We start from the raw sequence: 14402 nt of genomic DNA on the forward strand, positions 1-14402 counted from the left end.
TGGGAAATGTACCACGCGGATCAGGTTGGCTTAGGCCATTTCACCCTGGACCACAACCGTGACGTCAGAGACGACATCGGCGTGCAGCACGACCTGGACCGGGAATTCGCCGACAGCCTTGATGGCGCCGTCGGGCAAGCGGACCTGCGATTTTTCGACAGAGGAGAAACCGTCCCTGACCAGCGCAGCGGCGATGTCCATGCTGGTGACCGAGCCGAACAGGCGGCCATCGACCCCTGCTTTTTGCAGGATGGTGACGGTCGAACCCGAGAGCTTGTCGCCGGTTGCCTGGGCAGCTGCCAGTTTCTCGGCCTGGACCTTTTCGATTTCGGCGCGGCGCGCTTCGAATTCTTTCAAGGCGGCCTCGGTGGCGCGGCGGGCGATTTTTTGCGGGATCAGGTAGTTGCGGGCATAGCCATCGCGCACGCGGACGACTTCGCCAAGATTACCCAGATTGACAACTTTTTCGAGCAGAATAACTTGCATGACGATAGGCCCCGGATTAGTTGTGGTTATCGGTGTAAGGCAGCAAAGCCAGGAAGCGGGCACGCTTGATCGCGGTGTCCAGCTGGCGTTGGTAGTGTGCCTTGGTGCCGGTTAGGCGGGCAGGAATGATCTTGCCATTTTCCTGGATGAAGTCGCGCAGCGTATCGAGATCTTTGTAATCGATTTCCTCGACATTGGCGGCTGTGAAACGGCAGAACTTGCGGCGTTTGAACAGCGGATTTTGTTGCGTGAACTTGCGTTTTTCTTTGCCTTTCTTGAAGTAAGCCATAATGTGCCTCTTGTATGCCCGGGCTGTGCCCGAACGGTAAATTCGATGTGCCTGGCGCTAAAGCGCCCAGACTGTGTTTGCCATGAATGCCTGCTAAACAACGGCGCTTGCGCCGCCGGCAAAAACCCGGTCCGCCTGTTGAATATGCAGCACCAGCTTGTTTGAACCCTTGCGTGCGGGGGCAATAAACCCCTGTATCGATAAGGATGCACCCAATGGCGTGTCTGCCAGCAACAAGGCGATGTCTCCGAGAGCCACTGCGGAAAGAACCAGTTCGATCCGGCGCATATGGCCGGCCTCTTGGACTTCCGACTCGTGATTCAGCGTGATTTCAACTGCCGGCAAGCCCGCCGGGGTATACCTGAGCGGTTTGACCTCGGTGGCGGTGGCGGTCAGGACAAGCTGGTTCACGTAGCGACCCGGGACACAGGGCCTTATTCCGGTTGAGCAGCAGCGGTGCTTTCAGCGCTGGCCTTGCGGGCCTCTTCGCGTTCAACCGATTTCATCATCAGCGACGGGGCCGTCGTGGCCTTTTTGGTCTTGATGACCAAATGGCGCAAAATGGCGTCGTTGTAGCGGAACGAGTGCTCGAGTTCGTCGAGTACGGTTTGGCCGCATTCGATGTTAAAGCACACATAATGGGCTTTGACCAGCTTCTGGATGGGGTAAGCCAACTGGCGGCGGCCCCAATCTTCCAGGCGGTGCACTTGCCCACCGTTGCTGGTGACGACAGCCTGATAGCGCTCGATCATGGCGGGCACTTGCTCGCTTTGATCGGGATGCACAATAAACACTACTTCGTAGTGACGCATAAAATACACTCCTTGTGGATATCTTTTGCCGGCTGCCCGAAAGCGCCGCCAAAAGGGACAGCCCGCCCATACCTTGTTTCTGCCCCTATCGCTTGGCAATAGGGGCGTCAACGCGCTATAAGTCGAGCAAGAAACCAGCCATAATAACAGTTTTCCCGCTTGTCTGGCAAGCGGTTAGCCTTAGTGACCGGGACCGGGCGACAGGCGCCCGCTAGCTTTTCCCGCCTTCGATGACCGCATAGGCTGAATGGTTGTGTATGGATTCGAAGTTTTCAGCGACGACGCGAAAGCGTTGCATGCCGGCGACAGCCTTTAACTGAACGGCCACATCGCGGACCAGGTCCTCGACGAACTTCGGGTTTTCGTAGGCGCGTTCGGTCACGTACTTTTCGTCGACGCGCTTGAGCAGGCCCCAAAGCTCGCACGATGCCTGCTGCTCGACCGAACGGATCAAGCCGTCCAGATCGACCAGCGCGGGATCGCTGTACGCCACCGTGACGGTCACATGCGAGCGCTGGTTATGCGCGCCGTACTCGGAAATGGCTTTGGAGCAAGGGCACAGGCTGGTCACAGGCACCAGGACAGACAATTCGAACTCCACGCCGCCCCCGGCGGCATCCGCGCGCGCCGTCCAGACGACCTCGTAGTCCATCAGGCTGGCGACGCCGGAGACCGGCGCTATCTTGTTCATGAAATAGGGAAACGAAGCGGCCATGTCGCCCTTTTGCGCATTGAGCAGAGGCAGCATGGCGCGCGCCATGTCGCAGAACAGGGCGGGTGTCATGGGCGTGCTGCGGTATTGTTCGAGCAGGGCCACGAAACGCGACATGTGCGTGCCTTTTTCTTCGGCCGGCAAAGCCACGGTGAGTTCCCAGTTGCCCACCGTCGGCACGGCGGCCCCCTGTGGGCCCGCCAGCAGCATGGGGTGACGCACGCCGCGAACGCCTACGCGCTCGATCGCCATATGGCGTGTATCGACGCTGCTCTGCACGTCCGGCATGGCAACAGCAGAATCAATCAAACTATTCATGAGACAAAGCCTTTGACGCGCCCGCCCGCGGCGGGCGCTGATTTTCTGACAACAGTGCATTATGCGGCACCGCTGTGTCGATTAACCCTATAACCATGATGGTATTAGGTCTTAATTACTTTACCGCAAACCTGCGGGGTTCATGCAATTGGATGCATCAAGCCGGCAAAGCGTTCCCGCACTGAACGTTCGATGCCGGCCGCATCCAGCCCCAGTTCGCTCAGAATGGCGCCCTGATCGCCATGGTCGATGAAACGGTCGGGCAATCCCAACTGCAGCACGGGACAGACGATGCCTTGACGGCTGAAGCATTCCAGGACGGCGCTGCCGGCGCCCCCCATGATGGCGGCCTCTTCAATCGTGACGAAGGCCTGGTGCTGCTGCGCAAGCTCCAGGAGCAGCGCTTCATCCAGCGGTTTGACGAAGCGCATGTCGACCAAGGTGGCCTGCAGGGCATGGGCTGCCTGCAGCGCCGCATTGGCCAGCGTACCGAAGACCAGCAGTGCAATACCGCTGCCCTGGCGGCGAACGACCGCTTTGCCGATTTCCACGACGTCCAGCCCTTCGCCGACCTGCGCGCCGCAACCCGCGCCGCGCGGATAGCGCACCGAGGCGGGGCCGGGATAATGGTAGCAAGTGCTTAGCAACAGCCTGGCTTCGTTCTCGTCCGACGGCGTGGCCACCACCATATTGGGCACACAGCGCAAGAAGGCGATATCGTAATTGCCGGCATGCGTGGCGCCATCGGCGCCCACGATACCCGCCCGATCCAGGGCGAACGTCACGTCCAGGTTCTGCAAGGCGACGTCGTGAATGAATTGATCGTAGCCTCGCTGCAGGAAGGTGGAATAAATGGCCAGCACCGGTTTCTGCCCCTCGCAGGCCAGCCCGCCGGCAAAGGTCACGGCATGCTGCTCGGCAATCCCGACATCGAAGTAGCGGTCGGGAAAGCGCCGTTCGAACTCCACCATGCCGCTGCCCTCGCGCATGGCCGGCGTGATGCCGACCAGCCGGCAGTCGGCCTCGGCCATGTCGCACAGCCAGCGCCCGAATACCTGGGTGAACGTTTGCTTGGCGGGCGTGCTGGGCTTCTGGATGCCGACGCTGGGGTCGAACTTGCCGGGGCCGTGATAGAGCACGGGGTCGGCTTCGGCCAACTTATAGCCTTGGCCCTTCTTGGTCACGACATGCAGGAACTGCAAGCCGCCCAGCGCCTTCAGGTTCTCGAGCGTAGGCACCAGCGCGTCCAGATCGTGCCCATCGATGGGCCCGACATAGTTGAAGCCCAGTTCTTCAAACAGCGTGGCGGGCGACATCATGCCCTTGGCATGGCCCTCGAAACGGCGCGCGAACTCGAGCACAGGCGGCACATGCTGCAGCACGGCGCGCCCCACATTCTTGGCGGTGGCATAGAACCTGCCCGACATCAAACGGGCCAGATAGCGGTTGAGCGCGCCCACCGGCGGCGAAATCGACATGTCGTTGTCGTTGAGGATGACCAGCACATTCACGCCGGGCGTGACGCCCGCGTTGTTCAGCGCTTCGAAAGCCATGCCGGCGGTCATTGCGCCGTCGCCGATCACCGCAATGTGCTGGCGCTCAAGGCCGGCGTTGCGGGAGGCCACGGCCATGCCCAGCACAGCCGATATCGAGGTGGACGAATGCGCGGTCCCGAAGGCGTCGTATTCGGATTCGCTGCGCTTGGGGAAACCCGAAATGCCGTCTTTCTGTCGCAGTCTGGCCATGTCCTGGCGCCGGCCGGTCAGTATCTTGTGCGGATAGGACTGGTGCCCCACGTCCCACACAATCCGGTCCTCCGGCGTGTTGAATACGTGATGCAAGGCGATGGTGAGTTCGACCGTACCCAGATTGGACGACAGATGGCCGCCTGTTTTGGAGACCGACTGCAGCACGAACTCGCGCAACTGCACGGCGATCTCGTTGAGCTCGGATCGATCCAGCGACCGCAGGTCGGCCGGAGAGTGGATGTTTTCTAAAGAGACAATAGCCATACAGATTAAAGGGTTCGGTCAAACTGCATTTTAGCTGTCCACAATAACAGCAAGCGGGATGGGGCGAAACCGGCTCAGCGGTCACGCCCAACGATATAGTCGGCAATACCCGCCAGATGCGCCGCGGCAGGCCCCAGCGGCAGCAAGGCGGCATGGGCCTGCGCATGGAGCGAATGCAGCAATTCGCGCGAACCGTCCAGCCCCATGATGGACACATAGGTGGGTTTGTTGCCGGCGGCGTCTTTGCCGGCCGTTTTCCCCAGCGTGGCCGTATCGGCCGTGACGTCCAGGATATCGTCCACGACCTGAAAGGCCAGCCCGACGGCGGCGGCGTAGCTTTCCAGCCCCTGGCGCACCGCCGAGCCCGCACCGGCGACAATCCCCCCCAGCAGGACGCTGGCTTCGAGCATGGCGCCGGTTTTCATGCTGTGCATCTGCTGCAGTTGCTCGCCGGAAAGCGTCAGGCCGACGCTTTCGCAGTCAATGGCCTGGCCGCCCACCATGCCCAGGCTGCCGGCCGAACGCGCCAGCAATTGCGTGGCCTGCACGATGAGCGCCGGCGCAATGGGCATCAGGCCCAGCAGCTCGAACGCCAGCGGCTGCAAGGCGTCGCCCGCCAGCATGGCTGTCGCCTCGTCGAAGCGGACATGCACCGTGGGCTGGCCGCGGCGCAGGCTGTCATCGTCCATGCAGGGCAGATCGTCATGCACCAGCGAATAGGCATGGATAAGCTCGACGGCGGCTGCGGCGTGGTCCAACGCAATTTCCTGGGCCGAGGCGGGGGTTCCGGACTGCATCGACGCTTCGCCCGCCGCGTACACCAGCGCGGCGCGTACCCGCTTTCCGCCGCCCAGCACGGCATAGCGCATGGCTTCGTGCAGGCTTTCAGGCACGACCGTGGGCTGCGGCAGGAACTGGTCCAGCACCCCTTCGATGTGCTGCACGCGATCGCCCAGCCAGGCCGGGAAGTCAATGGATTTGCGCGCCATGCCTAGCCCTCTTGGCCTTCGGGCGCATCGGTCAACGGCTTGAGCAGATTGTCTTGCAGCACCTTGACCTGCAGCTCGGCCTGGTCCAGGCGGCGCTGGCATATCTTGGCCAGCTCCACGCCCTGTTCGTAAGCGGCCAGCGACTGGTCCAGCGCCAGCGTGCCGGTTTCCATTTGCGCGACCAGAGACTCCAGCTGTGCCAGCGCGGTTTCAAAATCCTGGGGTAATGCCTCGGTGGAGGCATTCTTGTCCGTTGCGGGCTGCGCGCCCGCCTTTGCGTCATTCATGACTCTATTCCAATAAACAAGCACGCCGTCATGCCGCGCTTTTTTGTATCTGGCTTAAATTGTACGAGAAGCCGGCCCAGCCTGCCCAAAACCGCGCGGAGGTCTTGTTTTACAAGAAAAAAAGTGGGGTACAATCCTACCTCCTTAAAATTTCATCGGCCAGTCCGTTTTTTTCTTCGCACCAGGAATCATCACGCCCTCCTGGTTTCATCATTGCGGGGGGAACCATGACCGACATCGGTCGGGAAGCGCATCTCGCGCCGGCCCAAACCCAACTTTCAGTCAGCAGCTATTTCGACGAAGCGATCTTTGCCCAAGAGCAAGCGCGTATTTTCAAGCATTCCTCGCTCTATGTAGGACACGAAAAGCTCGTACCCGAGATCGGAGACTGGCGCACTTTGCCGCAGGAGCAGGCTGGCCGCGTCCTGGTGCGCAACCCCGGCGGCGTCGAGCTGCTGTCCAATGTATGCCGCCACCGGCAAGCCATCATGCTGGGCGGCGAAGCCGGCCATGTCACCAGTTCACGCGTCGCCAGCGGCAACCTGCGCGATACCGGCGGCAATATCGTCTGCCCCGTGCATCGCTGGACCTACAGCAAGAATGGCCAGTTGCTGGGCGCCCCGCAGTTTCCCGAAACGCCTTGCATGGATCTGCAGCGCTTCACGCTCAAGAACTGCCATGGCCTGCTGTTTGAAGGCCCGCGCAGCCCCGCGCACGACATGGCGGCGCTGTTCGAACGGCCCGAGTTCGATTTTTCCGACTATGTGCTGGACCACGTCGAGGTCCATCATTGCCGCTACAACTGGAAAACCTTTATCGAGGTCTACCTCGAGGACTACCATGTAGGCCCCTTTCATCCCGGACTGGGCAAGTTCGTGACCTGCGACGACCTGAGCTGGGAGTTCGCCCCATGGTACAGCTCGCAGCGCGTCGGTGTGCATCAAGCGCTTGAGCAGCCCGGCACAGATGTATACCGGCAGTGGCACGAAAGGCTGCTGAGCTACCGCGACGGCAGCTCACCCGATTTCGGCGCCGTGTGGGTAACCTACTTTCCCACGCACATGATCGAGCTTTACCCGCACGTCGTGGTGTTGTCCACCCTTCATCCCGTCAGCCCGCAGGAAACCGTCAATATCGTCGAATTCTATTACCCCGAGGACATTGCGGCCTTCGAGCGCGAGTTTGTCGAGGCCCAGCGCGCCGCCTACATGGAAACGGCGATCGAGGACGATGAAATCGCCGAGCGCATGGATGCCGGACGCAAGGCCCTGATGCTGCGCGGCACCAATGAAACCGGCCCGTACCAGTCGCCCATGGAAGACGGGATGATGCATTTTCATGAATGGTACCGGCGCTTGATGGAAGACGCCGGCGCGTAAGCGCCGGCACGCCTGCCCAGGCCGGGTCAGCCTTCCGACCGGGCCACCGGCCGGGCGGGATCGCTGCACCATTCGCTCCAGGAGCCCGGATACAGGGCTGACCCCGTCAAGCCCGCCAGCTCCATGGCAAACAGATTATGGCAGGCCGTAATGCCCGAACCGCACTGATGCACCACCTGGTCGGGCGAGCGCCCCTGCAGCAGGGCGCGGAAATCCTGCTGTAATTCGCTGGCTGGCCTGAAACGGCCGTCTGCCTGGACATTCAGCGTGTTGGGCCGGTTCAGCGCCCCCGGAATATGGCCCGCCACGGGGTCCATGGGTTCGACCTCGCCGCGATAGCGCTCGGCGGCACGCGCATCCACGACGACAAACGAAGGCAGCGCCAGGTTGGCCAGCACGGCCTGCGCATCCACCGTCGGCATGCCCGCTTCGCGGGGGGCGCCCATGCTTTGCACGGCCTGGGCCTCGGTGACCGATGCGGTGTTTGTACCGGTTTGAACCTCGCCGCCGGCGGCCACCCATGCAGGCCACCCGCCGTCCAGTATGGCCACCTGTTCGTGCCCCAGCCATCTGAGCATCCACCACAGATGCGCCGCAAACATGCTGTTGCCGCCATCGTAGACCACCACCTGCGACTGCCGCGTCAGGCCCTGGCTGCGCATCAGCGCCGCGAAGTCGTCCCGGCTCGGCAGGGGATGGCGGCCGTTCTTGCCTGTTCTGGGCGCCGACAGCTGCCGCTCGTGATCCAGATAGAGCGCGCCTGGAATATGCCCTTGCTCGTACGCCAGCCGCCCCGCCTGGTGATCGGCCAGGTCGTGCCGGACATCGAAGACAAGCCAATTGCGCGATGTGACGGCTTTGCGCAGTTCATCGGCGGTGATCAGTAATTTAAACATGTGGGGTCTCCTGTGTTGCCGTATCGGCGGTTGCCGCCTGCATCTGCACCACGGTCTGGCCGCGCATGATGCGGTCTTCGCTGTAGGTGCGCCAGATCGACAGCAATCCAGAGGCAATGATAAGCGCCATGCCGGCCCATGCCACAATATCGGGGATATCGCCCCAGAAGACAATACCCAGCAGCGCCGCAAAAATAATGGTTGTGTACTGCAATGCGGCGGTCAGCAGCGCGGAGCCCATGCCGAATGCCCGCGTCATGGCCAACTGCCCCACCAGGCCCAGCACCCCCACCCCGGTCAGGGCGGCCCAGGCCGCCACGCCGATGTCGCGCCATCCTTCAATGAGCAGGCCGGCGATCCCGGTCAGGCAGACAAAACAAGAAAAAATGAAGACTGTCCGCCATTCAGGCTCGCCCACCCGCCCCAATTGGCGTATCTGCATCATGGCGATCGCCGACATGGCGCCGGCCGTAAGACCCATTGCCGCGGCAAACCAGTGCTCGTACTCGATGCTGGGCCGCAGAACCGCGACAACGCCCAGAAAGCCCAGCGCGACGGCCGCGATGCGGATGGGGTCGCGCTGCGTCCCTCCCCAGCCCAGCATCCAGCCGGCGATGAACAGCGGTGCGGTGTAATTGAGGCTGATGGCGGTCGACAGCGGCAGGTGCGAAATGGCGAAGAAGCCGAGCCACATCGATGAAACCCCGGAAAGGTTGCGCCAGATGTGCAGCTTCCAGCTGTTGGGCACCAGGCTGCGATGGGTAAACCGCGTCCAGACGAACAGGAGCAGCACCGAAGGGACGCCGCGAAACAGAACAACATGCGGCAGGGACGCCCCATAGTCGGAGGCCACCTTCACACAGGCCCCCATGCCAGCAAACATGATACTCGCCAGTAACATCCACAGAGACTGCATGCACTTTACCGAAATTTCAGATTAAAACCGCCAAGCCGATACTATACTCTGGTGCAAAAAAAATATTGGGCCAATACTTTAAAAATGAGGAACCGACCCCAATATGTCAAGTCAAACTCCAACGCTCGCCTTGTCTGGAATATTTAAAATATGAAACGAATCTTTCTGTTCCTGATCACCAACGTTGCCGTCATGGTCGTGCTTAGCGCGTCCATGAACATCCTGGGGGTCGGCCGCTACCTGACGGCCAACGGCCTGGACCTGTCCCAATTGCTCATTTTCTCGGCCATCATCGGGTTCACGGGCTCAATCATTTCCCTGCTCATCAGCAAATGGATGGCCAAGCAATCCACCGGCGCGCGGGTGATCGACCCGCAAGCCCCCGCCAACGCCCGCGAGGCCTGGCTGGTCGACACGGTGTATCAACTGTCAGACCGGGCCGGCATCGGCCGGCCTGAAGTCGCCATCTATCAAGGCGCGCCCAATGCCTTTGCCACCGGCGCCTTCAAAAACAACGCGCTGGTCGCGGTGTCGACCGGACTGCTGGAAAGCATGACGGAAGAGGAAGTCGCAGGGGTCCTGGGACATGAAGTCGCCCACATTGCAAACGGGGACATGATCACGCTGAGCCTGATACAGGGCGTGGTCAACACCTTCGTTATTTTCTTTGCGCGCGTCGCCGGCTACTTCATTGACCGCGTCGTGTTCAAGAACGACCGCGGCATCGGCATGGGCTACTACATCACCGTGTTTGTCTGTGAACTGGTGTTCGGCGTGCTGGCGTCCATTATCGTGGCCTGGTTCTCGCGCCAGCGCGAATACCGCGCAGACGCCGGCTCGGCCAGCCTGCTGGGCTCGCGCGAGCCCATGATCCGCGCCCTGGCCCGCCTGGGCGGCGTCGAAGCCGGCGAACTGCCCAAGACTTTCCAGGCATCCGGCATTTCGGCGAACAAGGCGATCAGCGCCATGTTCTCGACACACCCGCCGATCGCCGCGCGCATCAATGCGCTACACGCCGCCCAACGCCTGTAGCGGACACAGTCAGGCCAAGTACCGCTTGAACCAGCCCAGCGCCTGGCCCCAGGCGTCCTGGGCGTCTTCCGGATTGAAGCTGGGGCGGTAGTCGGCATAGAAGGCGTGGCCCGACTCGGGGTAGACCACGAACCGGGACGCTTGGGCGGCCGGGCTGCCCGGCTTGAGCGCAGCCTGCATGCGCGCCACATCCTCCATCGGGATACTGGCATCTTTTGCGCCATACAGGCCCAGCACGGGCGCATGCAATTGGGGCGCGACGTCAATAGGATTGCTGACCTGCAGGGGGCCATGCCCGGCGGTGAGCTTGCCATACCAGGCCACGGCGGCCTTGCATTGCGGCTGGTGCGCGGCATACATCCAGGTCAGCCGGCCGCCCCAGCAGAATCCCGTCACGCCCAGGCGCGTTGCATCGGCCCCTTGCGATGCCGCCCATTCGACGCTGGCATCCAGATCGGCCAGCACCTGCTCGTCAGGCACCTTGGCCACAATATCCTTGATGAGCGCCTGCATATCGCTGTACTGGCTTGCATCGCCCTGACGCTGATATAGCTCGACGGCCACCGCCATATAGCCTTCCCGGGCGAACCGCCGGCATACATCCTGGATGTGCTCGTGCAGGCCGAAGATCTCCTGGATGACCAGGACCAGCGCTGGATGTTCCTGATCGGCCGGCGCCGCATAATAGGCGGACACGACGCCATCGAACGTCGGTATGTCGACCAGGCCGTGGCGCAAGCCTTCGGCGCCAGTGTGCAGCGCCGTGGGCGCTTTTCCGGTAACGGGGGAAAATGACATCTCTACTCCTTTGTGCATGAAGCATGTTTCAATCAGGACGGATGGCTAGTGGGCCTGCTCCCAGTTGGGACCCGCGCCCACCTCGGCCAGCAAGGGCACGCCCAGTTCGGCCACATTGCACATCAGGCCCGGCAAGTGCTTGCGAATGATCTCGACCTCGTCGCCGGGCACATCGAACACCAGTTCGTCGTGCACCTGCATCACCATCAAGGTCTTCAGTTGCTGCTCGTCCAGCCAGCCCTGCACGGCCACCATGGCCATTTTGATCAGGTCGGCCGCGGTGCCCTGCACGGGCGCATTGATCGCCGCCCGCTCGGCAGCGGCCTTGCGCGGGCCCTTGGCGCCGCGCAGGTCGGGCAGCCATAGCCGCCGTCCGAAGACGGTTTCCACATAACCCAGGTCGAGCGCCAGGCGCTTGGTCTGTTCCATATACGAGGCCACGCCGGGATAGCGCGCGAAATAACGGTCGATATACGCCCGCGCCGCATCGCGCGTAATGCCCAGGTTGGCGGCCAGGCCAAATTCGCCCATGCCGTAGATCAGGCCGAAGTTGATGGCTTTGGCCGCGCGGCGCTGGTCGCTCGTGACCTCGGCCAGCGCAACGCCGAACACTTCGGAAGCCGTCGCGCGGTGAATGTCATCGCCCTGGACGAATGCGCGCCGCAGGTTTTCATCATTCGACATATGCGCCATGACCCGCAGTTCGATCTGCGAATAGTCGGCCGATACAATCTGCCCGCCGCTGGCGACAAAGGCCGCGCGCACCCGCCGGCCCTCTTCGGTGCGCACCGGTATGTTCTGCAGATTGGGGTCGGACGAGGCCAGGCGGCCTGTGATCACCGCCGCCTGGGCATAGCGGGTATGTACGCGACCGGTGCGGGCATTGATCATTTTCGGCAGCTTGTCGGTATACGTCGACTTGAGCTTGGCCAGCCCGCGGTATTCCAGCAGCAAAGCCGGCAGGGGGTAGTCCCGGGCCAGCTTGCTCAAGACATCTTCGTCGGTCGAGGGCGCGCCGCTGGCGGTTTTGCGCACGACCGGCAACTGCATCTGCTGGAACAGGATTTCACCCAGTTGCTTGGGCGAGTTCAGATTGAAGGGCTGCCCCGCCAGCGCGTAGGCTTTTTCCTCGAGCGCCAGCAGTTGCTGGCCCAGCTCGTGGCTTTGCACGGCCAGCACCTGTCCGTCGATGCGAACGCCATTGCTTTCGATGGTCGCCAGCACCGCCGAGGCCTTGATTTCCAATTGATAAATGCTTTCAAGGCCCGGATCGACCTGTACCTTGGGCCTGAGCGCTTGATGCAGCTGCAAGGTAAAGTCGGCGTCCTCGCAGGCATAGTGCGACGCCCTGTCGACGTCGATTTCATCAAAGCAGATCTGCTTGGCGCCCTTGCCGCACAGTTCTTCATAGGTCGTTCCCGTGCGGCCCAGCCAGCGCTCGGCCAATTCCTGCATGTTCACCCGCCTGTGCGACTCGAGCACGTAGGCTTGCAGCATGGTGTCTTCGGTGACGCCGGCCAGCGCGATGCCCTCGTTCAGGAAGACGTGCGTGTCGTACTTGGCATTGTGCAGCAGCTTGGACGCCTGGGCGTTCTGCAGCCAGGGGCGCAAGCGGTCCAGCACCTGCTGCTTGGGCAATTGCGGCGCGTGGTCCGGCCCCCGGTGCGCCACCGGTATATAGCACGCCACACCGGGCTCCACCGACAGGGAAATGCCAACCAGGCGGGCCAGCATGGGATCGAGCGAGGTCGTTTCGGTATCCAGCGCCACCAGCCCGGCGGATTCTATGGTGTCCAGCCAGCGGTCGAAGTCGGCCCATTCGCTGATGGTTTCATAACGCAGCGCTTCCGGCTGTTCGGGCGGTTGCGCCGGCTGGCGGCTGTCCTGTTCGGGGATGCGATCGGGCTCGCCGCTCAGTTCGCGCAGCCAGGTCCTGAAGCCATACTCATCGTACAGGCGGATCAGCGCCTCGCGGTCGACCGGCCTGGGGGCCAGGCCGGCCAGCCCATCGGCCAGATCGGGAATCGCGCAGTCTGTCTTGACCGTCAGCAATTGGCGGGTCATGTCGAAATTGGGAATGGCCGCGCGCAGATTGTTTCCGGCCACCCCTTTTATGCTGTCCGCGTTCTGGACCAGGGTGTCAATGCTCTTGAACTCCGCCAGCCATTTGGCGGCCGTTTTGGGGCCGACCTTTTCGACGCCGGGAATGTTGTCCACGGTATCGCCAGTCAGCATTAAAAAGTCTACAATTTGATCTGGCGCCACGCCAAATTTCTTGACGACGCCGTCCACATCCTGGCGGTCGCCGTTCATGGTGTTGACCAGTTCCACATGTTCGTTCACCAACTGGGCCAAGTCTTTATCGCCGGTCGAGATCACCGTATGCACATTGTCCTGCGTGGCCCGGCACGCCAATGTACCGATAATGTCATCGGCTTCGACGCCGGGCACGGCCAGCACCGGCCAGCCCAGGGCGGCCACCGCGCGGTGTATGGGTTCGATCTGCCCCGCCAATTCATCGGGCATGGACGGCCTGTTGCCTTTGTACAAGGGGTAGATATCGTCGCGAAACGTCTTGCCCCGCGCATCGAAAACACAGGCGGCATAATCCGCCTTGTAATCCTGCAACAGTCTCCTTAACATGGAGATAACGCCATACAGTGCGCCCGTGGGCTCCCCTTTGGCGTTTCTTAGGTCTGGCATGGCGTGATAAGCGCGATACAAATAGCTGGACCCATCAACAAGCAACAAGGTTTTTTTCATGTCAAACAATAAAATAGTTCGTATGCCGGCAACGCAGCAGATTCCCGGAATTATGTCAGAGTTGCAGGCCGCTGCCGAGACGCTGCAAGAAATTGGCTGGGGCGTCAGCATTTTCGGAAGCGCCCGCATCCAGCCAAGCTCACCCTATTATGCAATCAGCGAAGCCCTGGGCGCCCGCCTGGCCAAGGCTGGGCTGACCGTCATCGCGGGCGGCGGGCCGGGCATCATGGAAGCCGCCAACAAAGGCGCCTTCCAGGCGGGCGGCAATAGCATCGGCCTGAACATCAAGCTGCCACGCGAGCCCCAGAATAACAGCTACCAGACGCACAGCCTCAATTTCGATTACTTTTACTCGCGAAAAGCCACATTTTTCATGCACAGCGCCGCCTATATTGCCCTGCCGGGCGGTTTCGGCACCCTAGACGAACTGTTCGAAGTCATGACGCTGGTGCAGACCCGCAAGGTGCCGCCCGCGCCCATCATCCTGATCGGCACGGAATTCTGGGGCGGCCTGATCGACTGGGTCAAAGCCCAGTTGCTCGCCAACAAGCTGATCGGCCCCCACGACATCGACTTGGTCACCCTGACCGACGACCTTGACCTGGCCATGCGCGACATCGAGGCTTTTTGCGCCGAGTTCGCCGACGAACAGAATGTGGCGCCCGCCTTGCCTGAATAAACGGCAGCGGCCTGCCGCAGCAGGCATACAATAA

At 61.7% G+C, this 14402-nt stretch carries 15 protein-coding genes; 3 read left to right on the top strand and 12 right to left on the bottom strand.

What is annotated here, in order from left to right:
* Window positions 1–30: 30 nt before the first annotated feature.
* The 8 genes from rplI to RE432_RS16850 form a co-directional block, all read right to left on the bottom strand.
* Window positions 31–486 (bottom strand): 50S ribosomal protein L9, encoded by a 456-nt coding sequence (gene rplI, locus RE432_RS16815; protein ID WP_310934675.1) that lies wholly within the window; start codon window positions 484–486, stop codon window positions 31–33.
* 16 nt (window positions 487–502) lie between these two features.
* The gene (rpsR, locus tag RE432_RS16820; RefSeq protein ID WP_310934676.1) at window positions 503–775 is read right to left on the bottom strand and encodes a 30S ribosomal protein S18; all 273 of its coding nucleotides are present in this window, start codon (window positions 773–775) and stop codon (window positions 503–505) included.
* A 93-nt stretch (window positions 776–868) separates the two neighbouring features.
* The gene (gene priB / locus RE432_RS16825; RefSeq protein ID WP_310934677.1) at window positions 869–1186 is read right to left on the bottom strand and encodes a primosomal replication protein N; all 318 of its coding nucleotides are present in this window, start codon (window positions 1184–1186) and stop codon (window positions 869–871) included.
* 23 nt (window positions 1187–1209) lie between these two features.
* Window positions 1210–1587: a 30S ribosomal protein S6 gene (gene rpsF / locus RE432_RS16830; RefSeq protein WP_310934678.1), complete on the bottom strand. Its 378-nt coding sequence runs from the start codon at window positions 1585–1587 to the stop codon at window positions 1210–1212.
* Between the two features lie 211 nt (window positions 1588–1798).
* Window positions 1799–2617: a GTP cyclohydrolase FolE2 gene (gene folE2, locus RE432_RS16835; RefSeq protein ID WP_310934679.1), complete on the bottom strand. Its 819-nt coding sequence runs from the start codon at window positions 2615–2617 to the stop codon at window positions 1799–1801.
* A 140-nt stretch (window positions 2618–2757) separates the two neighbouring features.
* A complete protein-coding gene (dxs, locus tag RE432_RS16840) occupies window positions 2758–4629 on the bottom strand; it encodes a 1-deoxy-D-xylulose-5-phosphate synthase (protein WP_310934680.1) in 1872 nt (623 codons plus the stop codon).
* Window positions 4630–4703: 74 nt separating this feature from the next.
* Window positions 4704–5618 carry a farnesyl diphosphate synthase gene (locus RE432_RS16845; protein WP_310934681.1) on the bottom strand — a complete coding sequence of 305 codons (915 nt, stop codon included), beginning with the start codon at window positions 5616–5618 and terminating at the stop codon, window positions 4704–4706.
* 2 nt (window positions 5619–5620) lie between these two features.
* Window positions 5621–5905, bottom strand: coding sequence for an exodeoxyribonuclease VII small subunit (locus RE432_RS16850; protein ID WP_310934682.1), 285 nt, complete (start codon window positions 5903–5905; stop codon window positions 5621–5623).
* Between the two features lie 227 nt (window positions 5906–6132).
* Here RE432_RS16850 and RE432_RS16855 point away from each other — a divergent pair, with 227 nt between their 5' ends.
* Window positions 6133–7284, top strand: a complete 1152-nt coding sequence (locus tag RE432_RS16855; protein ID WP_310934683.1) for an aromatic ring-hydroxylating dioxygenase subunit alpha — start codon at window positions 6133–6135, stop codon at window positions 7282–7284.
* Window positions 7285–7310: 26 nt separating this feature from the next.
* Here RE432_RS16855 and RE432_RS16860 read toward each other — a convergent pair whose 3' ends face one another.
* Together RE432_RS16860 and RE432_RS16865 are read right to left on the bottom strand one after the other, a co-directional pair.
* A complete protein-coding gene (locus RE432_RS16860) occupies window positions 7311–8180 on the bottom strand; it encodes a sulfurtransferase (RefSeq protein WP_310934684.1) in 870 nt (289 codons plus the stop codon).
* Window positions 8173–9096 (bottom strand): DMT family transporter, encoded by a 924-nt coding sequence (locus tag RE432_RS16865; RefSeq protein WP_310934685.1) that lies wholly within the window; start codon window positions 9094–9096, stop codon window positions 8173–8175. The genes RE432_RS16860 and RE432_RS16865 overlap by 8 nt, the downstream gene beginning before the upstream one ends.
* Before the next feature lie 150 nt (window positions 9097–9246).
* Between RE432_RS16865 and htpX the strand changes: the two genes are divergently transcribed.
* A complete protein-coding gene (gene htpX, locus RE432_RS16870) occupies window positions 9247–10128 on the top strand; it encodes a protease HtpX (RefSeq protein WP_310934686.1) in 882 nt (293 codons plus the stop codon).
* Window positions 10129–10137: 9 nt separating this feature from the next.
* On the opposite strand, the gene RE432_RS16875 is transcribed toward htpX, so the two are convergent.
* Both RE432_RS16875 and polA read right to left on the bottom strand, forming a co-directional pair.
* Window positions 10138–10926, bottom strand: coding sequence for a dienelactone hydrolase family protein (locus tag RE432_RS16875; protein WP_310934687.1), 789 nt, complete (start codon window positions 10924–10926; stop codon window positions 10138–10140).
* Window positions 10927–10971: 45 nt separating this feature from the next.
* Window positions 10972–13689: a DNA polymerase I gene (gene polA, locus RE432_RS16880; protein ID WP_310934688.1), complete on the bottom strand. Its 2718-nt coding sequence runs from the start codon at window positions 13687–13689 to the stop codon at window positions 10972–10974.
* Window positions 13690–13741: 52 nt separating this feature from the next.
* Between polA and RE432_RS16885 the strand changes: the two genes are divergently transcribed.
* Window positions 13742–14368 carry a TIGR00730 family Rossman fold protein gene (locus RE432_RS16885; RefSeq protein ID WP_310934689.1) on the top strand — a complete coding sequence of 209 codons (627 nt, stop codon included), beginning with the start codon at window positions 13742–13744 and terminating at the stop codon, window positions 14366–14368.
* The last annotated feature ends 34 nt before the right edge of the window (window positions 14369–14402 follow it).

It is taken from the genome of Pusillimonas sp. SM2304 (genome assembly GCF_031628915.1).
Lineage (GTDB): Bacteria > Pseudomonadota > Gammaproteobacteria > Burkholderiales > Burkholderiaceae_B > Pusillimonas_C.